This is a genomic window from Streptomyces sp. NPDC058086 (assembly GCF_042885015.1).
Taxonomy (GTDB): domain Bacteria; phylum Actinomycetota; class Actinomycetes; order Streptomycetales; family Streptomycetaceae; genus Streptomyces.
The window spans coordinates 21,464-41,656 of sequence record NZ_JBHVST010000040.1; the positions used below are offsets into that span (position 1 = coordinate 21,464).

At 71.4% G+C, this 20,193-nt stretch carries 18 protein-coding genes and 1 tRNA gene; 5 read left to right on the forward strand and 14 right to left on the reverse strand.

Going from position 1 to position 20,193, the window contains the following annotated elements; genetic code table 11:
• Positions 1-47: 47 nt before the first annotated feature.
• Genes ehuA through ehuB form a run of 4 tightly spaced genes read right to left on the reverse strand, consistent with a single transcriptional unit; the run spans position 48 to position 3,145 of the window.
• The gene (gene ehuA / locus ACFVWD_RS28160) at positions 48-863 is read right to left on the reverse strand and encodes an ectoine/hydroxyectoine ABC transporter ATP-binding protein EhuA (RefSeq protein WP_389600033.1); all 816 of its coding nucleotides are present in this window, start codon (positions 861-863) and stop codon (positions 48-50) included.
• Entirely contained in the window at positions 853-1,503 is a 651-nt protein-coding gene (ehuD, locus tag ACFVWD_RS28165) for an ectoine/hydroxyectoine ABC transporter permease subunit EhuD (protein ID WP_389600035.1), read from the reverse strand. The genes ehuA and ehuD overlap by 11 nt, the downstream gene beginning before the upstream one ends.
• Positions 1,500-2,219, reverse strand: coding sequence for an ectoine/hydroxyectoine ABC transporter permease subunit EhuC (gene ehuC, locus ACFVWD_RS28170; RefSeq protein WP_389600037.1), 720 nt, complete (start codon positions 2,217-2,219; stop codon positions 1,500-1,502). The genes ehuD and ehuC overlap by 4 nt, the downstream gene beginning before the upstream one ends.
• Positions 2,216-3,145: an ectoine/hydroxyectoine ABC transporter substrate-binding protein EhuB gene (ehuB, locus tag ACFVWD_RS28175; protein WP_389600039.1), complete on the reverse strand. Its 930-nt coding sequence runs from the start codon at positions 3,143-3,145 to the stop codon at positions 2,216-2,218. Before ehuB ends, ehuC begins: the two co-directional genes overlap by 4 nt.
• Positions 3,146-3,252: 107 nt before the next feature.
• Here ehuB and ACFVWD_RS28180 point away from each other — a divergent pair, with 107 nt between their 5' ends.
• Positions 3,253-3,747, forward strand: coding sequence for a DUF3830 family protein (locus ACFVWD_RS28180; protein ID WP_389600041.1), 495 nt, complete (start codon positions 3,253-3,255; stop codon positions 3,745-3,747).
• 20 nt (positions 3,748-3,767) lie between these two features.
• On the opposite strand, the gene ACFVWD_RS28185 is transcribed toward ACFVWD_RS28180, so the two are convergent.
• A complete protein-coding gene (locus ACFVWD_RS28185) occupies positions 3,768-5,183 on the reverse strand; it encodes an amidase (RefSeq protein ID WP_389600042.1) in 1,416 nt (471 codons plus the stop codon).
• Positions 5,184-5,212: 29 nt separating this feature from the next.
• The gene (locus tag ACFVWD_RS28190; protein WP_217566777.1) at positions 5,213-6,136 is read right to left on the reverse strand and encodes a D-2-hydroxyacid dehydrogenase; all 924 of its coding nucleotides are present in this window, start codon (positions 6,134-6,136) and stop codon (positions 5,213-5,215) included.
• A gap of 308 nt (positions 6,137-6,444) precedes the next feature.
• Here ACFVWD_RS28190 and ACFVWD_RS28195 point away from each other — a divergent pair, with 308 nt between their 5' ends.
• The 3 genes from ACFVWD_RS28195 (at position 6,445) to ACFVWD_RS28205 (ending at position 9,382) form a co-directional block, all read left to right on the forward strand.
• Positions 6,445-7,260, forward strand: coding sequence for a decarboxylase (locus ACFVWD_RS28195; RefSeq protein WP_389600124.1), 816 nt, complete (start codon positions 6,445-6,447; stop codon positions 7,258-7,260).
• Positions 7,257-7,988, forward strand: coding sequence for a decarboxylase (locus ACFVWD_RS28200; protein WP_389600044.1), 732 nt, complete (start codon positions 7,257-7,259; stop codon positions 7,986-7,988). The genes ACFVWD_RS28195 and ACFVWD_RS28200 overlap by 4 nt, the downstream gene beginning before the upstream one ends.
• A 299-nt stretch (positions 7,989-8,287) precedes the next feature.
• Positions 8,288-9,382 (forward strand): LLM class flavin-dependent oxidoreductase, encoded by a 1,095-nt coding sequence (locus ACFVWD_RS28205; protein WP_389600045.1) that lies wholly within the window; start codon positions 8,288-8,290, stop codon positions 9,380-9,382.
• 53 nt (positions 9,383-9,435) lie between these two features.
• Here the strand turns inward: ACFVWD_RS28205 and ACFVWD_RS28210 are convergent, their stop codons facing one another.
• Entirely contained in the window at positions 9,436-11,505 is a 2,070-nt protein-coding gene (locus ACFVWD_RS28210) for an EAL domain-containing protein (RefSeq protein ID WP_389600047.1), read from the reverse strand.
• A gap of 365 nt (positions 11,506-11,870) precedes the next feature.
• On the opposite strand from ACFVWD_RS28210, the gene ACFVWD_RS28215 reads away from it, so the two are divergent.
• Complete coding sequence (locus ACFVWD_RS28215; protein WP_389600125.1) at positions 11,871-13,541, forward strand: M6 family metalloprotease domain-containing protein; 1,671 nt, start codon at positions 11,871-11,873, stop codon at positions 13,539-13,541.
• A gap of 69 nt (positions 13,542-13,610) precedes the next feature.
• Here ACFVWD_RS28215 and ACFVWD_RS28220 read toward each other — a convergent pair.
• From ACFVWD_RS28220 to ACFVWD_RS28250, 7 genes are all read right to left on the reverse strand, one after another.
• Positions 13,611-13,684: transfer RNA gene (locus ACFVWD_RS28220), tRNA-Lys, on the reverse strand.
• Positions 13,675-14,310, reverse strand: a complete 636-nt coding sequence (locus tag ACFVWD_RS28225; protein WP_389600049.1) for a bifunctional DNA primase/polymerase — start codon at positions 14,308-14,310, stop codon at positions 13,675-13,677. The genes ACFVWD_RS28220 and ACFVWD_RS28225 overlap by 10 nt, the downstream gene beginning before the upstream one ends.
• 194 nt (positions 14,311-14,504) lie before the next feature.
• The gene (locus ACFVWD_RS28230; protein ID WP_101404994.1) at positions 14,505-14,888 is read right to left on the reverse strand and encodes a hypothetical protein; all 384 of its coding nucleotides are present in this window, start codon (positions 14,886-14,888) and stop codon (positions 14,505-14,507) included.
• Positions 14,889-15,059: 171 nt separating this feature from the next.
• Positions 15,060-16,394 carry an AAA domain-containing protein gene (locus ACFVWD_RS28235; protein ID WP_389600050.1) on the reverse strand — a complete coding sequence of 445 codons (1,335 nt, stop codon included), beginning with the start codon at positions 16,392-16,394 and terminating at the stop codon, positions 15,060-15,062.
• Complete coding sequence (locus ACFVWD_RS28240) at positions 16,391-17,995, reverse strand: hypothetical protein (RefSeq protein ID WP_389600052.1); 1,605 nt, start codon at positions 17,993-17,995, stop codon at positions 16,391-16,393. Before ACFVWD_RS28240 ends, ACFVWD_RS28235 begins: the two co-directional genes overlap by 4 nt.
• Positions 17,986-19,173, reverse strand: a complete 1,188-nt coding sequence (locus ACFVWD_RS28245; protein ID WP_389600127.1) for a hypothetical protein — start codon at positions 19,171-19,173, stop codon at positions 17,986-17,988. Before ACFVWD_RS28245 ends, ACFVWD_RS28240 begins: the two co-directional genes overlap by 10 nt.
• Complete coding sequence (locus tag ACFVWD_RS28250) at positions 19,124-20,122, reverse strand: phosphatase PAP2 family protein (protein ID WP_389600054.1); 999 nt, start codon at positions 20,120-20,122, stop codon at positions 19,124-19,126. The genes ACFVWD_RS28245 and ACFVWD_RS28250 overlap by 50 nt, the downstream gene beginning before the upstream one ends.
• Positions 20,123-20,193: the final 71 nt, after the last annotated feature.

Below are 20,193 nucleotides of genomic sequence, written 5' to 3' on the forward strand. Positions count from 1 at the left end.
TGCCACGCGGTCCGGACCTCGCACCTTGTCGCGTTCACTGCTTGTAGTCAAAGGATCGCGCTGAGGAATTCCCGGGTCCTTTCGTGCTCCGGATCGGTGAAGATCCGGTCGGGCGAACCGGACTCGATGACATGGCCGGAATCGAACATCAGCACCTGGTCCGAGATGTCGCGGGCGAAATTCATCTCGTGGGTCACACAGAGCATGGTGATGTCGGTGGTGCGGGCGATGTCACGGAGGACGTCGAGGACGCCCGTGACCAGCTCGGGGTCGAGCGCGGACGTCACCTCGTCCAGAAGCAGCACCTGGGGCCGCATCGCCAGCGCCCGTGCGATCGCCACCCGCTGCTGCTGTCCGCCGGACAACTGACTCGGGTAGGAGTCGCACTTGTCCGCGAGACCCACCATCTCCAGCAGCTCCCGGGCCCGCGCCTCGGCCTCGTCCCTGGACAGCCCGAGGACGGTGACCGGTGCCTCGGTGATGTTGCGGAGCACCTTCATGTTCGGGAAGAGGTTGAACTGCTGGAAAACCATCCCGATCTTCTTGCGGACCTCCCGGATCTGCTTCTCGGGGGCCGGGTGGAGCCGCTCACCGGCGACCGTGATCGTGCCCTCGTCGGGCTTGGCCAGGGTCATCAGCAGCCGCAGGATCGTCGTCTTGCCGGAGCCGGACGGGCCGATCAGGGTGACGTGCTTGCCGGAGTCGACGCGGAAGTCGAGGCCGTCGAGGACGGTGTTGTCCCCGAAGCGCTTGGTGACCTTGTCGAAACGGATCAGCTCGCCGCCGTCCACCGGCGGATTGGCCGTGTTGTCGGCTTTCTCCGCAGGGTTCGTAGAGGTGTCGAGGGGGGTGTCAGCGGACAAGACGTCGCTCCAGGGCTCGCAGAAGGAGTGAAGCCGGACAGGAAATGAGGATGAAGGCCACGCCGATGACCGTGAGCGGCTCGGTGAACTGGAAGTGCTCCTGCGAGTACAGCCGCGCCTCACCGAGCATCTCCAGCACGGTGATCGCCATCAGCATCGGGGTGTCCTTGAGCATCGAGATGACGTAGTTGCCGAGTGCGGGCACCACCCGGCGGATCGCCTGCGGCAGGATCACCGCGGTCCAGGTGCGCCGCAGCGGCAGATTGAGCGCGGTGGCCGCTTCCCACTGGCCGGCCGGCACGCCCTCGATACCGGCCCGGTAGACCTGCATCGTGTACGTCGAGTAGTGCAGCCCGATCGCGACGACACCGGTGGTCAGCGCGGAGAACGTGATGTTCCACTCGGGCAGCACGTAGAAGAGGAAGAACAACTGCACCAGCAGCGGGGTGTTGCGGATGAACTCCGTGACGACCCCGACCGGCCAGCGCACCCAGCGGGTGGGTGTGCGCATCAGCAGCGCCCACACCAGACCCAGGGCGAAGGAGATCACCGAGCCGAGGGCCAGTGCCTGCAGGGTGACCAGCAGTCCGTCCCAGAAGTGCGGCATGAAGTCGCGCACCGCGCCCCAGTCCCAGTTCATGCGGCACCTCCCGTCGCACCGACGCCCGTGGCTTCCGCGCGCCGCAAGGTTCTTGTGGCGGGCTGGGGCGCCTTGCCGATCCCGGCCTTCAGCCGCCGCTCCAGCGCCCGCATCAGCCGGGTGATCACGAAGGCGATCGCGAAGTAGATCAGCAGGACGTACGCGTAGATCTCTGCGCTCTCCTGGAGCGCGAGCCGCACGAGGTTGCCGCTGAACGTCAGATCGCCCATGCCCATGATCGACACCAGGGCCGTGCCCTTGAGCAGTTCGACCAGCAGATTGCAGAAGGAGGGGATCATCTCGGGTACCGCCTGCGGCAGCAGGATCAGCCGCATCCGCTGCCAGGGCGTGAAGCTGAGCGCGATGCCGCCCTCGCGCTGGGCGGGGTCGACGGCGTTCAGGGCGCCGCGCACGATCTCACTGCCGTACGCCCCGTAGGTCAGCCCCAGCGCCAGCGTGCCCGCCCACATCGGGACGAGCTGCCAGCCGAAGGCGAGCGGCAGCACGAAGTACACCCAGAAGATCATGATCAGGGCGGAGGTGCCGCGGAACACCTCGGTGTAGACGCCCGCGAGGAAGCGGACGATCCACCGCCGCGAGGTGCGCGCGACACCGACGGCGAACGAGACGGCACCGGCCACCAGCGAGCTGAGGAACAGCAACTGGACGGTGACCCAGACACCTTTGAGTACGAGTTCCCAGAGTCCCGAGGTCATCCGCGGCAGAGCTCCTTCGCGGTCATGTCGGTCATCTCGGCCCGGGTGAACCCGAAGGGCCGCAAAATGCGGAACAACTCCCCGCCGGCCTTCAGCTTCTTCAGTTCCACGTTGAAGGCGTCGCGCAGCCGCGTCTCGGCGGAACGGAACGCGAAGCCGCCGCCGTCGACGTGCGGTTTGCCTTTCACCAGGGGCGTGAACGGCTTCGTGCTCTCGGCCTTGCGGGACTTCCTGGCCACCTCGCGCGTGGTCAGCGCGGTCCCGGCGAAGACGTCGACACGGCCTGCCTCGACCGCGTTCAGCCCGGCGACCTGATCCGGCACGATCAGGATGTCGCTCTCCTTGTACCCGGCCTCGACGGCGTACTGGATCTCGGCGTACCCGGTGCCGGTCGCGAATCTGGCCTTCTTCGCCACGACGTCCTTGTAGTCGTGCAGGCCCTTCGGATTGCCCTTGCGCACGATGAAGGCGTCCAGCATCTGGTAGTCCGGGTCGGCGAAGACGACCTGCTGACAGCGTTCCGGGTTGATGTACATCCCCGCGGACACGACGTCGAACTGCTGTGAGTTGAGCCCGGGAATGAGCGAGCCGAACTCGGTCGGCACGGGCTGCACCCGGTCGACGCCCAGCCGCTTGAAGATCACCTTGGCGAGTTCGGGTGCCTCGCCGGTCAGTTCACCGTTCCTGTCGATGTAGCCGAACGGGATCTCACCGGCTATGCCCAGCCGTACGACGCCCTGCGCCTTGAGCCGGCCGAGGAGATCACCGCCGTTGTCGGACGCGGTGGCGACCCGGGTGCAGCCGGCGGCGCCCAGCGCGCCGACGGCACCGAGCGCGGAGACACCCGCGAGCAGCGACCGCCGACTCGGACTTCGCTTCTCCGTGTCGGTCCCGTCATTCCCGTCATTCCTGAGTGGTGGAGCCATGGCCGCGCGGCTACCCGAGAGCATGCGAAGTATTCGGATCGATTTCGGCCCCGTACGACGGTGAGTGACGTCGAGGCACCCTTGACTGCGGGGAGACCATGGAATGCATGGCTGATCGATTCATCGAGGTCTCGCTGGTCAAGCGAGGAATCCACTGCACGGCGAAACTGCTGGACGACCGGGCGCCGATCACCTGCGCGGCGGTGTGGGACGCGCTTCCCCTGGGCGGCGACGTCTACCACGCGAAGTACGCACGCAATGAGGTCTACGCCCTTTTCCCGCCTTTCGCGAAATCGGAGCCACCACTGGAAAATCCGACAGTTACCCCCATTCCCGGAGACCTCTGTTATTTCGCCTTCGCGGGCACGGAACTGGGCACCAAGGCCTACGGCTACGACACCGACGTACGCCCCGGCACCACGGTCGTCGACCTCGCCCTCTTCTACGAACGCAACAACCTGCTGCTCAACGGGGACGTGGGCTGGGTCCCGGGCATCGTCTGGGGCCAGGTGACCGAGGGCCTGGAGGCGATGGCCGAGGGCTGCAACGACCTCTGGCGCTCGGGCGCCCAGGGCGAGACGCTCAGCTTCCGCAGGGCGTAGGGCGTGGTGGGGCGTGGGGCTCAGGGGCGTCCCTGGAACCCCGTCGGCGGAGCCACCCCCGCGGTGCCCGTCTCGTACAGGGCGTGTGCCGTGCGCAGGACGAGGTCGTCGCGGTGGCGGGCGGCGACGATCTGCAGGCCTACCGGGAGGCCGTCGCCGTCCGTGCCGACCGGGACGCTCGCGGCGGGCTGCTGGGTCATGTTGAAGGGGTACGTGAACGGGGTCCACCCCGTCCAGCGGCGGTGGCCGGAGCCCGGCGGCACCTCCACCCCCGCCGCGAACGCCGTCAGCGGCAGGGTCGGCGTTACCAGCACGTCGTACGACTCGTGGAAGCGCCCCATCCGCCGTCCGAGCTCCATCCGGACGTCCACCGCCGCCAGGTAGTCCAGCGCGCTGGACCGGGCGCCCCGCGCGCAGATCTCCCGCAGCCCCGGGTCCAGCGACTCCCGCTGCCGCGGCCCGAGCCGCTGGGCCACCCGGGCCGCACCGCCGAACCACAGGACGTGGAAGGCCTCCACCGGGTCGGTGAGATCGGGGTCGGCCTCGGTGACGTACGCGCCGAGCCCCGCGAGCCGCTCCACCGCCCGCCGCACCGCCGCCGCGACGGCCGGCTGGACCGCGACCTGTCCGCCGAGGGACGGCGAGTACGCGACCCGCAGCCCGCGCACCCCACCCTCAAGGGCCTCGACGAACGACCCGTCCACCGGCCCGAGCGCCGACCAGTCACGGGCGTCCGGACCGCTGATCACGTCCATCATCAGCGCCGCGTCGGCCGCGTCCCGTGTCATCGGCCCCACGTGCGAGAGCGTCCCGAACGCGCTCGCGGGGTACAGCGGCACCCTCCCGTACGTCGGCTTCAGACCGAAGATCCCGCAGAACGCGGCCGGGATGCGCACACTGCCGCCCCCGTCCGTGCCCAGCGCCAGCGGTCCCGCCCCGAGCGCGACGGCCGCCGCGCTGCCGCCGCTGGAGCCGCCCGCCGTGCGCGTGACGTCGTACGGATTGCGGGTGACCCCCGACAGCGGCGAATCCGTGACGCCCTTCCAGCCGAACTCGGGTGTCGTCGTCTTCCCGAGGAACACCGCCCCGTGCTCGCGCAGCCGGGCGACGGACGGCGCGTCCTCGTCCCAACTCCCCTGTGGATCAACGGTCTTGGAGCCACGCAGGGTCGGTCCGCCACGCAGCAGCAGGATGTCCTTGACGGAGACCGGTACCCCGTCCAGCAGCCCGGCCGGCTCACCCCGCCGCCAGCGGTCCGCGGACCGCGCCGCCCGCGCGAGGGCCGCGTCCGCGTCGAGACGTACGAACGCGTTCACGGCCCGCTGGATCTCCACGGCCCTGCGCAACGCCGCCCGCGTGGCGTCCACGGGGCTGAACTCGCCCTTGCGGTAGCCGTCGAGGAGTTGTACCGCGGTCAGCTCGACGAGTTCCGGCATCGGCCCCTCCAGAGGAAGTCGAGGAAGTCTCAGTGTCCCGGTACGTATCCGCGCTTCTTGTCGACCACGTTCGGCAGCGGTCTGCCCGCCTCCCAGCGCTCGTACATCTCCACGAACTGCGCCCCGAGTTCGTCCCGCCAGCCGACCGTGTCCCCGCTCATGTGCGGCGACACGATCAGCCCAGGGACACCCCACAGCGGGCTGTCCGGGCCGAGCGGCTCGTCCTGGAACACATCGAGGGCCGCGCCCGCGATCCACCGCTTCGACAGCGCCTCGGCGAGCGCGTCCTCGACGACCAACTGTCCCCGGCCGACGTTGATGAAGCGCGCCGAGGGCTGCATCATCCCGAAGCGCCGCGCGTCGAACATGCCGTACGTGGCCTCCGTGAGCGGCGCCGCCGACACCACCCAGTCGGCGCGCGCCATCAGCCGGTCGAGCTCCTCGGGCCCGTGGATCCCGGTGCGCGCGGTACGCCCCACCAGGGCCGTCGTCACCTCGAGCGCCTTGAGCGTCTTGACGATCGTCCGCCCGATCGGCCCGGAACCGACCACACACGCGCGCGTGCCCGCCACCCGCTGCGACTCCCGGTGCCGCCACTCCCGCTGCCGCTGCAGGTCCCACGTCCTCGGCAGGTCCTTGGCCATCGCGAGGACCAGCGCGGCGACGTACTCGGCGATCGGCCGGTCGAAGATCCCGCGCGCGTTGGTCACCACCGTGTCGGACGCGGCGAGTTCGGGACACATGAGGTGGTCGACGCCCGCACTCGCCGTGTGCACCCAGCGCGGCCGGGGACCCTCGCCGGGCCAGGCGCGGCGCACCGCGTGCGAGGTGAAGTCCCAGACCAGCAGTACGTCCGCGCGCGGCAGCCGCTCGGCCAGCGTCGACTCGTCGGCGTGCTCGATCCGCACCCGGCCGGTGAGTCTGCCGAGGCGCGGGAGCGGCTCGGCGTCCAGGACGAGGAGGGTGGTGCGGGATCCGGCGCCGGACCCGGATGCCGGGGCCGACGCGGATACGGGGCGGGGCGGGCGAGGGAAACCGTTTCGCAATGCGAGTCCGCTTTCCTGAGAGTTCCGAAGAGTCCCGAAGGGTTTCGGAGGCTTCCTGAGTTCCTGAGAGGACGAACCCGCGGGGCGGGTGGGGGTGGCCGGAGCCGTCTGAGATGCGCGGATTGACCACGCTCGCACCCGAACCTACCTTCGTCAACACGGACGCACACACGGTCCGTTGCCCCTTCGTCTCCCTTCGTGAGGCCGGTGCTGCCATGGACGTCTCCTTTCTCGGCGGCCCCCGCCCACAGCGCGGGATCGGCGTCGTCGCCCCCTTCGACTTCGCCCTCGACCGCGAGCTGTGGCGCTGGGTCCCCGACGACGTCTCCCTGCATCTGACCCGCACCCCGTTCGTGCCGGTCGAGGTGAGCCTGGACCTGGCCCGCCTGGTCTCCGAGCACGAGACGCTCGGCGACGCGGTCCGCGCGCTGAACGCGGTCGCGCCCGAGGTCGTGGCGTACGCGTGCACCTCCGGAAGCTTCGTCGGCGGGGTCGCGGGCGAGCGGGCGATGTGCGAGGCGATGACCCGGGCGGGGGAGGTGGCGTCGCTGACCACCTCCGGCGCACTGCTGGAGGCGCTCACCGAGCTGGCCGCCCATCGCATCGCTCTCGTCACCCCCTACACGGTCTCGGTGACCCAGTCCCTGGAGGAGTACCTCGCCGAGGCGGGCGTCCATGTCACCGGGCGCGCCTTCATGGGCCTGACCAGGCACATCTGGAAGGTTCCGTACCGTGATGTGGTCGACATGGCCCGACGCGCGGTGCGGGGCGAAGGGGCCGACGCCCTCTTCATCAGCTGCACCAACCTGCCGACGTACGACGTCATCCCCCAGCTGGAGGCGGAACTGCGCATACCGGTGATCTCGGCCAACCAGGTGACGATGTGGGCGGCACTGCGTCACCTGGGTACCCGGGCGGTGGGTCCCTATCAGCGGCTGATCTGGGGGCACCTCCCGAGTCCTTCAGACTGTGGGGGACAGTCCGCCCGCGGGGGACCCGTACTGCCGGAAGAACAGGAAGGTTGGGCATGACCGCACTCGGATTCCTCTACCCGGGCCACTCGGCCGAGGACGACTACCCGCGCATCGAACAGCTCCTGGGCAGCGACGTCCGCCTGCAGCTGGTCCACACGGACATCGGGGAGGACGCCCACCGGATCGACGCGCTGCGCGAGATGGGCTCGGCGGCCCGGCTCTCGGCGGGTGTCGAGGAGCTGCGGCTGTCCGGCGCTGAGGCCGTGGTCTGGGCGTGCACCAGCGGCAGCTTCGTGTACGGCTGGGAGGGCGCCCACGAGCAGGTACGCGCCCTGGCCCGGGCCGCCGGGCTGCCCGCCTCCTCCACGTCCTTCGCGTTCGCGCACGCCGTCCGGGAGATCGGGGCCCGGAGGGTCGCGATCGCGGCGACCTATCCGCAGGACGTGGCGGACCTTTTCGCCGCGTTCCTTCGGGAGGCGGGGGTGGAGGTCGTGTCGAGCAGGGCCTCCGGGATCATCACGGCGGCGGAGGTCGGGACCTGGGGGGAGGCGGAGGTCCTCGACCTCGCCCGGGCCGGCGACCACCCCGACGCGGACGCCGTCCTTGTCCCCGACACGGCCCTCCACACGGCGGCGCACCTGCCGGCCCTGGAGAAGGACCTCTCCAAGCCGGTCCTCACCGCCAACCAGGTCACGGTCTGGGAGGCCCTACGCCTCGCCGACCGCAAGGTGAACGCCCCCACCCTGGGCACCCTCTTCACAAAGGAGCCCATCATCCAGGTGTAACGCCCAGCGTTCGAGACCGAGGCCCGCACCATTCAGCCCGTCCGGCGTTTGAGGACGAGCCCTTCGGGCGATGCGGGGGTCCAGGGGGCGCAGCGCCCCTGGCGGGGTGGAAGGGGCGGAGCCCCTGGGGATGATGGGGTCCCCCCTGCTCGAGCGAAGTCGAGAGCTTGGGGGAGGGTAGGGGCGGCGGGGGCGAGAGACCCTCCCCGCGTACCGGGGCGCGGTGCCGGGAATAAGCGGGGACTGTCTCCTGTTGGCGCTCAGAGGACAGCAACACGTACGCAACAGGAGGCACCCCGGTGGACGACACGGACGAGATCCGAGGCACCGCGCAAGGCACCGCGCCCGTACCCCTCTCCGTACTGGACCTGGTCACCGTGGGCGCCGGCCGCACCGCGACCGACGCCCTGCGCACCAGCGTCGCCATCTCCCGCCTCGCAGAGTCCCGCGGCTTCCACCGCTACTGGGTCGCCGAACACCACTCCATGCCGGGCGTGGCCTCCTCCTCACCCGCGGTGATCCTCGCGCACCTCGCCGCCCACACGACCCGCATCCGCCTGGGCTCGGGCGGCGTCATGCTCCCGAACCACGCCCCCCTGGTGATCGCGGAGCAGTTCGGCACGCTGGAAGCCATGGCCCCGGGCCGAGTGGACCTGGGCCTGGGTCGGGCCCCCGGCACCGACGGCGCCACGGCCGCCGCCCTCCGCCGCACCGACCGCCTGAACGAGGGCGCCGACGACTTCCCCGAGCAGCTCGCGGAGCTGACCCGCTTCCTGGACGACGACTTCCCGGCCGGCCACCCCTACGCCCGCATCCACGCGGTCCCGGGCCCCGTCCAGTCGACCTCCCCGGGCGGCGTACAGTCCCCGCACCGCCCCCCGATCTGGCTCCTCGGCTCCTCCGGGTTCAGCGCCCGCCTGGCCGGCGTCCTCGGCCTCCCCTTCGCCTTCGCGCACCACTTCTCGGCCCAGAACACGATCCCGGCGCTGGATCTCTACCGTGAGTCCTTCCGGCCGAGCGCCGTGCTGGACGCCCCCTACGCCCTGATCGGCGTCTCCGCCCTCGCCACGGACGACGAGAAGGAGGCCCGCCGCCAGGTCAGGGCCGCGGCCCTGAACATGGTCCGTCTGCGCACCGGCCGCCCGGGTCTCGTCCCGACCCCCGAGGAGGCGGAGGCGTACGACTTCAGCCCGATGGAACGTGAGTTCGTCGACTCCTGGAACGCCAACGTCATCCACGGCACCGCGGACGAGGTCCGCGCCGGCCTCGACGACCTCCAGAAGCGCACCGGCGCCGACGAGCTGATGCTCACGGGCAACGCCCACGGCGGCGACGTACGCCTGCGCTCGTACGAACTGATCGCGGACGCGTACGGGCTGCCGAAGGCGGACTAGGTCCTGTCGTCACATTCCCGTCTGCCGTCGAGCTCTCTGTCAGAAGCTCTCCGTCAGGAGCTCGCCGTCAAGAGGGCGGAGATACGATCCGGCGCCACCGGGCGGGAGTACAGCCAGCCCTGCCCGGTGTCGCAGCCGATCCCGCGCAGCCGGGTCGCCTGGGAGGCGGTCTCCACGCATTCGGCGGTGACCGTGAGGCCGAGCCGGTGGGCGAGTTGGATGAGGGCCTCGACGATGACCTCGTCGGCGGGGTTGGGGTGGGCGCCGCCGTCATCGCCGTCGGGCCCCTCGTACTGGAAGCCGCGGACGAAGGAGCCGTCCAGCTTCAGCACGGAGACCGGCAGTCGGCTGAGGTAGGCGAGGTTGGAGTAGCCGGTGCCGAAGTCGTCGATGGCGATGCGGACGCCCATGTCGCTGAGGGCCTGGAGAGCCTGGAGGGGCCGCCCGGCCGAGCCCATCACCGCCGACTCCGTCAGCTCCAACTGGAGCAGATGCGGGGCGAGACCCGTCTCCGCGAGGATCTCCGCCACGTCCGCGACCAGGTCGGAGTCCCATACCTGCCGTACGGCGACGTTGACGCTGACGAAGATCGGCGCCGCGTCCGGGTGGTCCAGCTGCCAACGGCGGGCCTGGCGGCAGGCCGTGGCCAGTACCCAACGGCCGAGCTGCACGATCGAACCGTCTTCCTCGGCCAATCCGATGAACCGATTCGGCGTCAGCGTGCCGAACTGCGGATGGTTCCAGCGGACCAGTGCCTCGACCCCGAGCACCCCGCCGTCCTCCATGCCCACCAAGGGCTGGTACTCCAGGGCGAATTCGTTCCGGTCGATCGCCGCCCGGAGCGTGGAGGAGAGCGCCTGACGGGTCATCCGGTGGGCGTTGCGCTCCGGGTCGAACAGTGTCCAGCGGCCCTTGCCGTCCGCCTTCGCCCAGTACAGCGTGGTGTCCGCGGCCTGCATCAGATGGGTCGCGGACGTCCCGGCGGCGCGCCGCTCGACGACCCCGATCGACGCGGAGACCGACAGCCGCTGCCCGGAGAGATCGAAGGGCGCCTGCAATGACTTCAGGACGGACTCGGCGAGGTCGGCCAACTGGTCCGTCCCCGTCGAGTCCTCGACCAGCAGGGCGAACTCGTCGCCGCCCAGCCGGGCGACCAGGGGAGTGGCCCCCCGGGCGTAACCCGCCTCGTCGGCACAGCGCGTCAGCCGTTCGGCCACGGCCGCGAGCAGCCGGTCGCCGACCCGGTGGCCGAGCGTGTCGTTGACCGCCTTGAACCCGTCCAGGTCCAGATAGCAGAGCCCGATCCGGCCGGTGCCGCCCTCCTCGTACGCCTCCGCCTCCAGGGCGGAGGAGAGCCGCTCGAAGAACAGCGTGCGGTTGGGCAGCCGGGTCACCGGGTCGTGCATCTGCAAGTGCCGCAGCCGCGCCTGGAGTTCACGGCGGGCGCTGATGTCCGCGATGGACAGCAGCACCGCCTCCTCCTGCGCGGGCAGCGGCGCGACCGTCACCTGCACCCAGAGCGAGTGCCCGTCGGGGTGCTTGAGGCGGCGGGTGCAGCGCAGCCGGGCCTGCCGGCCGCGCAGTACCTCGCGGTACGCGTGCCAGGCGCGGGCGTCGGAGGCCAGATCCACCAGATCGGCCGCGATCCGCCCCACGAGCGCGCCCGATCCGGTGCCGAACAGCGCGCCGAGCGACTCGTTGGCGGTGACGACCAGACCCTCGCGGTCGACCACGGCCATCGGAAGGGGCGCGGCGCCGAAGGCGGCACGGAACGCACCGGGAGATGTCGGGGTCCCGGCGGGCGGGACGAGCGCGGCATCGGGGACGGACTCGGAAATGCCAGGAATTGACTCGGGCGTGTCGGGGATGGACTCGGGCGTGTCGAGGGGGGACTCAGGCGTGTCGAGGGTGCCGAGGGGTGTTTCCGCCGGGGCGTACGAGCCGGGAGAGGCACCGGCGCAAGGGGATGCGCCGGGGGGTGAAACAGCAGAGACGGATGCGCTGGGAGGCACCCCGGCGTACGTACGAGGAGACGTACGCGGAGATGTGTCGATGTGACGCTCTGTGACGGCCGACCGGATGAGATCTGCCGTGGGCGTCGGCCCTTCGGACGTTCCGCTCACCGCTCGCTCCCGCAGTGCACTCGTTCTTCGTATGGGTCTCTCGGGTGGTCGGCCGGTGCTGGACGGCCGAACAAGCCGTGTCCGTGCAGGAAAGTGTGCCGATCATAGAGGCTGGTTCCGGAGCCTTCCAGCCACAGTCCAGTGTCCCGGAACAACCACCGGTTCTGACAGATCGTTTCTGCCTGCATCTGGACGGGTTCCTGCGCCTGGCGATCGCATGTGACGTTCCGTGAGTGTTCGGGGTGTCGTTCGGGGTTTCGGCTGCTCACGGCTCCTCACTCTTCTGGTGCAGGCAAACAGGGCGAAGCGTAACGAAATACCCCAGGCTGGGTGCGGTGTCCCGAAAACCGCATCCGGAGGTCGACGTGCCGCGTCAGCGCCCCCTGCGGGGTCTCGCCCGAGAGGCCCTGCGGCGTCGAAGCCGTGATGTGCCGCGGGTTCCTGACGCCCTGACGGTTCTCGGCGTGCCGTGGGTCCTCGCTCGTCCGGGTGCGCTGCGGGCCTTCGCCCGTCCGGGCGTGCCGCGCTGGCGCAGCACCGCGGCCGTGTTCACCTCCATGTCGGCGCTGGCCGCGACTTCCCTGATCACGGGCCCCGCGCTCGCCGAACCCCTCTTCTCCCCCTGCGCCCTGAAGCGGACCGAGGCCCACCACTCGGAAGGCCTGGACACCTGGAACGCCGACTATCCGCGCCCCACCCGCCCCCTCGACGCGGTGCTCGTCTATCTGTCCTTCCCGGACTCCCGGCCCCGCACCACGCCCGCCGAACTGGCCGCCGACTACTTCCCGGCCACCAGCCAGTTCTTCGAGCGCGCCTCGTACGGCAAGTTCACACTGCGCCCGCATCCGCAGCGCGACTGGATCCGGATGCCGCACACCTCCACCTCGTACGCCATAAAGCGCGACTGGAACGCCGCGCGGCGCGGCGACTATCTGCGTGACGCGGTCGCCGCGGCCGACCGGAAGGTCGACTTCTCCCGCTACGACATCGTCTACTTCGTGGCCGACCCGGACGCGCCGGGCGTCGACTCCGACGCGACGAAGGTCGTCAACCTCGACACCCCCATCGAAGCCGACGGCACGGACATCCGCCGTGTCGTCACGGTCTTCGAGAAGCACCCGCCGGACCACCTCGTCCTCGCCCACGAGACGGGGCACGTCTTCGACCTGCCCGACCTCTACCACCGCCCCACCGACGGCAAGGGCGACTGGGACACCTACGTCGGCGACTGGGACCTCATGGGCAGCCAGTTCGGCCTCGCCCCCGACCTGTTCGGCTGGCACAAGTGGAAACTGGGCTGGCTGGAAACGCGCCAGGTGGTCTGCCTGCGGGAGCACGGGACCGCGAGGCTGACCTTGGAGCCGCTGGGGTCGGGTCCGGTGACGGGCGGGGCGGGGACGGCGGCATCAGGGGCGCCGGTCTCCGTCGCGGGCGCCCCTGCCCTGGCCGGTCCGGCACCGGCTTCGGGCTCCGGGAGGCCGCCCTCGGACTCGGAGGGCTCCGCCTCGGGGCCCGGGGGCTCGATTCCCGGACCCGGGGGGTCCGCCGCGGGCTCCGGGGCGCCGGTCTCAGGCCCCGTCTCCGACCCCGTCTCCGGGGGGTCTGTCCCGGGCTCCCGGGCGCGGATCTCGGCCTCGGCCCTGTCGGCCTCGCGGGCGGTCCTGCCCACCTCGGCACCGGGGGCGCGCATCTTCGGTTCCGGCCGCGGTACCAAATTGGCGGTCGTCCGTACGGGTCCCGACAGTGCGCTGGCCTTCGAGGCGCGCACCTCGACGGGCAACGACGGCGCCACCTGCACACAGGGCGTCCTGATCTACCGCATCCGCAGCGAGGCCGACTCCGGCGGCGGCCCGGTCGAGGTCATCGACGCCCACCCGCACTCCGAGTCCTGCTGGGGTGAATCGGTCTACCCGCCCCTGGCGGACGCGCCCGTCGGGCTCGGGGAGAGTTTCACGGTCCCCGGCGAGAAGGTGCGCGTCGAGGTCGAGGACCGGACGGCGTCCGGGGCGTGGACGGTGAAGATCACGACAGGCTGAGCCCCTCGCCCGCGCGGAGGCGTACACGCAAGAAGCCCCTCGCTTTCGCGAGGGGCTTCTCACCGTCTGTGCGCCGCCAGGGACTCGAACCCCGGACCCGCTGATTAAGAGTCAGCTGCTCTAACCAACTGAGCTAGCGGCGCCTGCTGACGTCGTAGACCTTAGCATCCTGATCGGCGGGAGGAAAAATCGATATCCGCACCGCGGCGGAGGCGGCCGTGCGGGCCGCCCGGACGGCTGCCCACACCAGGATCTCGGGACCCGGAAGCCACGGATGCCGGGTGTCGGGGGCCACCAGCCAGCGGGACGTGAGGTGGGCGACGGGGCTCAGGGCGGGCACGGTCACGGCGTCGCCGACCCCGTGGCAGAGCAGCGGAGGAATGGCGTGGACGCGCCCGGATTCCCCCGACTCACCCGCCCCCCACTCCTCCCACTCCAGGAGCGACGGCAGGCGCTGTGCGGTGCCCGGCGCGCTGAACAGCAGCATCCGCCCGCGGTGCACGGCCACCGGGCCCGAGCCCGGCCCCTCGTCCCACAGCCGGTCGAGCATCCGCCGGCCGAAGATCGCGGGTACGTTGACGATGTCGAAGGCGGTGCCGCAGGGCAGGACGACCGGGGCGGTCGGGTGTTCCTCCCAGAGGGTGAGGGTGCTGCGCGGATACGTTCCTGCCGAGGCGAGCCAGGCGGCTCCGTCCGGGGTGACGCCGCAGACGTCGAACCGGTCGGGCAACGGGGCGGCGGAGCTTGCCGAATTCCGTGTGCTGCTCATGCCGGTCAGATCTACCGTCGGTAAGCATCCGCCCCCCGAGAGTTGCGAGAACCCGGGACAGAATGCCGGGGAGGGGAGTACCTTGCCCCCTTGGCATATGCCAGGCTTCCGGGCTTTCAGGGGCGCTTGGAACTGCGCGACAAGCCCAGGCGGCGGGGGCGAGAGAACCCGGCGGCTACACGGAAACGTACGGCTCACGCATGGTCGCCCACCCCATGCCCGAGCCCCCGCCCGTCCCCCTCGACCCCTCGCAACAGATCCCGCCCGAACTCGACCATCTTCTTCGCATAGTCCTCGGTCCACTCGGCCCGCTCCGCGATCGCAGCCGGCGTAAGCCGGTCGAACCGCCGGGGATCAGCCAGCTGCGCGGCGGCGATCGCCTGGAACTCGAGCGCCCGATCGGCCGCGGCGCGAAACGCGAGCGTCAGCTCCGTGGCCCGCGCCAGCAGCGCCCGAGGATCGTCGATCGACTCGAGATCGAAGAAGTGCTCCGGATCACCGGCCGCCTCCGCGGGCTCGAAGAGCAGGGGCGCGGGGCGTAGCCGCGGTTCGTTCCGACGCGGCGTGGGCTCCGCCATGTCTTCTCCTCCTCGTACGGTTCAGGGGCCCGCTTCGTGGGTGGGCCACCGTCCATTCTCCCCCGTCCGCGCAAGTAGGCCCGTGTGAGCGGACCCGCACAACCGTGCAAGCCGGACCCACGGGTATCACCCACGGATCCGCTATGGATCCGCTGTGGACCCGAGGTGGATCTACGGTCGCCACATCACCCGATGCTCCGCCAAATGCGACAGCACCGCGTGATTGGCCTCCCAGCCGTCGGGAAATTTCACGGTGACCCCCAGCTGGACCGGCTCCGTCGACGGATGGTCGTCCAGCAGTTCCGTCACTCCCGCCCGGCACACCACGATGCACGCGTGCCGATGCCGCGAGGCGAGGACGCACAGCCGCCCCGTCTCCAGGTGGAACGCGGTCGCGTCGGGCCGCCCGGACAGCGGATGCAGCACCACGGTGACGTCGAACTCCCGCCCCTGAAGCCGATTCGCCGTGTCGACGGTGACGTCCGCGACCCCGAGGTCGGCGAGCGCCGCCCGTACGGCCGCCGCCTGGTCCCGGTGCGCCGTGCCGACGGCGATCCGGTCGGCGGTCAGGGGCACCGGTTCCTCCGCCCGCTCCGAGGTGGCCGCACCGCCCCGGTCCAGCAGCCGTCGTACGACCTGGGCCACCGCGCGTACCGCCTCCGGGTCCGTACGCGGCGTGTGCCGGGCCGGCAGCTCCAGCAGCCCCCAACCCGCCTCCGCCGCCTCGTCGATGACCCGGTCGGGACCCGAACCGTCCGACACCACACCGAACTTCAGCCGCCGGTCACCATGGCCGGTGCCGCTGCGGAACGGCGTGTACGGGTAGAACGCGTCCGAGACGAGCGGCGCCGCGGAGGCCGGCAGCCGCCAGGACACCGGGAGGCGGTGCTGCGGCAGTTCGGGGTTGTGGGCCAGCAGTGTCGTCACCGCGGACGCCGACGGGTCGTACGACAGCCCCGCCCACTGCTCCGAGCCGACGATCGCGAACGGGTCCAACTGCCCGGGGTCGCCCACGAACAGCGCCCGCTCGAAGAGCCCCGCCACGGCCAGCAGCGCGTCCGACCGCATCTGGTAGGCCTCGTCGACGATCGCGTGCCGCCACGGCTCGACCCCCTTGACGTGGGCCCACTTGGCGGCGGTCGAGACGACCACGTCCAGTCCGGCCAGATCGCCGGCCTTCGTGGACTTGCGGACGTTCGGCAGGTCGTCCAGAGCCTTGTCGTAGGGGTCGGGATCGCTGCTGTGCAAGCGCCCTACCGGCAGCTCCCCGTTCTTCTCGGCGAGTCGCAGCACCAGGTCGTCGACCTGGGCGTTGGTCTGCGCGATGACCATCAACGGGTGTCCTGCGGAGGCGAGTTCGAGCGCCGCGCGGACGACGAGGGTGGATTTCCCGGCGCCCGGGGGAGAGTCGACCACGACGCCGCGGTGCGTGCCGTGCAGGGTGTCGTTCAGGATCGCGTCGGTGGCGCGGCCGGCCGCGGCTCCGGGATCGAAGGCCGTGGTCACAGGATGTCATCCTCCGTCACCGGGTCGGGCTGCGGTACCGCGTCGGGCTCGCCCGGCGGTCCGCCGTGCGTCCACGGGGTCTCCTCCGGGTCGGGCAGCTTCGCGCCGCCCCGCTGTTCGTGCTCGAAGAGCGTGAAGCAGAGGAGGTCCCCCTTCTCCGGCACGGACCCGGTCTCGGGTTCCTTGCCGCGCCCCATCTTGTCGACGATCCGCAGGACCACCAGCCCGTCGCCCTCCGATGACTCCTCGTACCCGACGAACTCGGCCGCCTGCGGCTTCCCGCCCAGCGACCGGTACACCTTCGTCCGCTCCCCGAGGTGCGGCCGGTCGTCCGTGCGCACGGTCACCAGGGGGCGGGGGCTCGGCCGCTTGCTCTCGCTGTACGCCATGACGACGTCCGTGACCTCACCCGCGAAGGCCTCGCCGACCAGCCGCCGCCCGGCCATGACCAGCGGATCGTCGAGGGCTTCCTGCGCGTCCAGGCGGGCCTGCTCGCGCTCGCGCGTGGCCAGCTTGTTCGCGGCGGTGACCGCGTCGTCGCGGCGTGGCTGTGGGGGCTCGCCCGCGGTGATCCGGTCGCGGTGGCCGGTGAACGACCAGCGGTCACGGGTCCACCGGTCGGCCGCGTGGGTGCCCTCGGGGAGCGTCCGCAGCAGGTCGAGGCCGCGCCACACCGCGTCCCAGGTGGGCCGGGTGATCTGCTCGACGAGGGTGCGGATCTCCCGCTCGGCGGCGGTGAGTTCACCGAGCCGGTCGTCCGCCTCCAGGCCGTCCTCGGCGGCGGCGAGGGCGGTCCGCGCGCGGTCGTAGCGCTCGATGGCGGGAGCGAGCAGTTTGTTGTCGAAGGCGGGGTCGGTGGCCGGTCCCGCGGGCGGGCACACGAGCTGTCCCCGGGCATCCCGCCGCAACTCGGCCCGCAGCGCGGCCTGCGCGCCCGACGCACCCTCCGGGGGGTCGATCCAGGCGAGCAGCGCCCCCAGGTGCTGGTCCTCCAGGCTGCTCTGGCCGGTCGCCCAGTGCCGCGACAGCACGTCGGTGAGGGCGAGCAGCAGGGCGGAGCCGGGCACCCGGGCCCGCTCCCCGAAGTGCGTCAGCCACCGCCCGAGCAACGGCACCCGGGGCGGCGCCGGATGGGGCGCCTCCGGCTCCTGCTCCGCGGTGCGCCGAAACCGCATGGAGCGGCCGAGGAGCCGTACGAACTCCACACCCGCGCGGCTCGGTACGATCAGCTGTGGGGCGTCCGCGCACAGTTCGACCTCGACCTTGACGCGCTTGCCGGTCTCGGGGTCGGTCTCGCTGCGCTCGGCCGCCTCGACGTCGTCGGCGTAAGTGTCCACGTACGGCAGTACGACATCGGCCAGCTCCGCGAGGAACGCGAACCGCAGGTCGCGGTCCCGGGGTTGCGGCACGACCAGCAGGCGGGGCGCGTCCCGGTCCGTGCCGACCAGCGCCCCGAGCGGGGCCCCGGCCTCACCTGCGGTGGTCAGCGGTACGAACACCAGGGGCCGCTCGGTGAGGTGCCGGTGGCGCACGGTGGCGACGGGCCGGGCCCGCCCGCTCTCGACGGCCTCCAGCCGGGCGAGGGTGGCGATCAGCGACACGGGGCCACCTCCGGGAGGACTTCGCCGGCCGGCTCCTGTCGGCCGGTGGGTGGTGTGGCGTGCCCCCGCAGGGCCTCCGACAGCAGCGTCGCGGCCCTGCGCAGGGCCACGACCGCCGGGTCGTCGGGGTCCCCGGCCGCGCCGTGGGCCGCCGCCAGGACCTCACCGATCGTCGTCAGCCCGCCCAGCTCGGAGCGGAGCGACCGCCCCAGGGCCGTCACCACGCCCTCGGCGCGGGAGCGGTCGCGGCAGTGGAAGGCGAGCTCGCAGGCGGCCAGGCACTCGGGGGCGTAGGTCGCGGAGACGGATTCGACGGCGGCCGTCAGGTCGGCGGCCGGGAGGTCGGGGGCGAAGCAGGTGCCCTCGGGGAGGCTGTCCGCGATGTCCTCGACACGCGTGAGGCGGGCCAGCTGGCGGCGGGTGACCGCGCGCTGCTTGCGGATGTCGACGGCGGACGCGGTGGGCAGGTTGGAGAAGTCCTTGGGGCAGACCAGCAGGACCCGGTGGCGAACGTCGGGACCGGCGTCGCTGTCGCCGAGGCGTGCCGCCACCTCCTCCAGCGCGAGCACGTACACCGCGGACTGGCGGGCGGCGGCGCCTACCTTCGCCGGGTCCGCGGAGCCGTCCAGCATCGGGAAGGACTTGATCTCGACGACCGTCCAGCTTCCGTCCGGGTGGACGACGACGGCGTCCGGCTCCAGGAAGGCGGGGGAGCCCGCGACGTCGAGGGCGAGCATGGGGTGGTCGAGCAGGGTCCAGGCGCCGGCCGTGGTGGCCTCGCGCAGGGCGAGGGCCGTACGGGCCGCGCGCCCCTCGGGGCCGACCGCGCTCAGGTCGGGGACGACACCGGCCGCGGGCGGCTCGGCGCCCGGGTCCAGCTTCTCGTGCACCAGCCGCAGCAGCTCCGCGCCGCCGTCGGCCTTGACCCGCGCCTCGAACGCGTTCCCCCGCATGAAGGCGAACTGGGACTGGCCGAAGGCGGACGGTGAGCCCAGCGCGTCCGCCAGCTTCGCCTTGTCGACACCCGCGCCGTCCAGCAGGGCGCGCCGCTCGCACCCGGGGTTCGCGGCGAGCGCCGCGAGGGCCCGCGCGTCCAGCGCCTTGGGCGCTACGGCGGGACCGCGCAGCTCAGCGAGCCGCTGTCGCAGCGCCTTCTCCCGCGTCCGCGGGGGAGGCACCCGGCTCGGCTTCGTGCCCGGTTCGGGACTCGCGCTGTCGGGGAATTCGCTCACCCGTGGAAGTCTGGCATCCGCCACTGACAATTGAGGAACGTGCGCCGTGCGAGGCGCCCGCGACCCACGGGATGCGGGCACTCAGCAGCCCCCGCACGCGGTCCGCGAGCCGCATCACGTACGGGGTCAGCAGCAGCCCGATCCCCATCACGGTGGCGCCCGCCACCGCGTCGAGGAAGTAGTGGTTGGCGGTGCCCATCACGACGATCGTGGTCAGCAGCGGATAGGCGATGCCCGCGAGCCGGACGACGGGCGTGCGGCCGTAGCGCCACAGCATCACTCCGCACCACAGCGACCAGCCCACGTGCAGGCTGGGCATCGCCGCGTACTGGTTGGTCATGCCGCCGAGGCCGCGCGGCGCGCTCGCCTCGCCGCCCCACCAGCCGTACGAGCTGTACTGGGCCATCGTGTCGACGAAGCCGTGGCCCGCGGAGAGCAGCCGGGGCGGGCAGGTCGGCATCAGCGTGAAGCCGATCAGGCCGATCAGCGTGGATGTCATCAGCCAGGTGCGGGCGGCGCGGTAGCGCACGGCCCGGGAGCGGAAGAGCCAGATCAGGATCGCGGGGGTCACCAGGTAGTGCAGCGACGCGTACCAGAAGTCGGCGGGGACGCCGAGCCAGGCCTCGCTGGTGAACAACCGGTTCAGCGGGTGCTCGGCGTTGAGGTGGAGGACCTTCTCGATGCGCAGGATCTCCAGGCCGTGTCCGACGGCGTCGTCGGTGTCGCCCCGGGCGAGCAGTCGGCCCGCCGAGTACGACGCGTACACCATCACGAGCAGCGGCAGCTCGGTCCACCAGCGCAGCCGGGTGTGCGATGCGGCGGCGCGCAGTTCGGTCCACCGGCGGAGCCGGGCGCGCGGTGCCGCCTCGGTTCGCCGTGCATCGGTCTGCGGCATCCGACCGTCCTCCCCCATCTGCTTGCGTGGTCTGCTTGCGTGACCTGTGGTTGTTGCTTGCGTGACCAGCC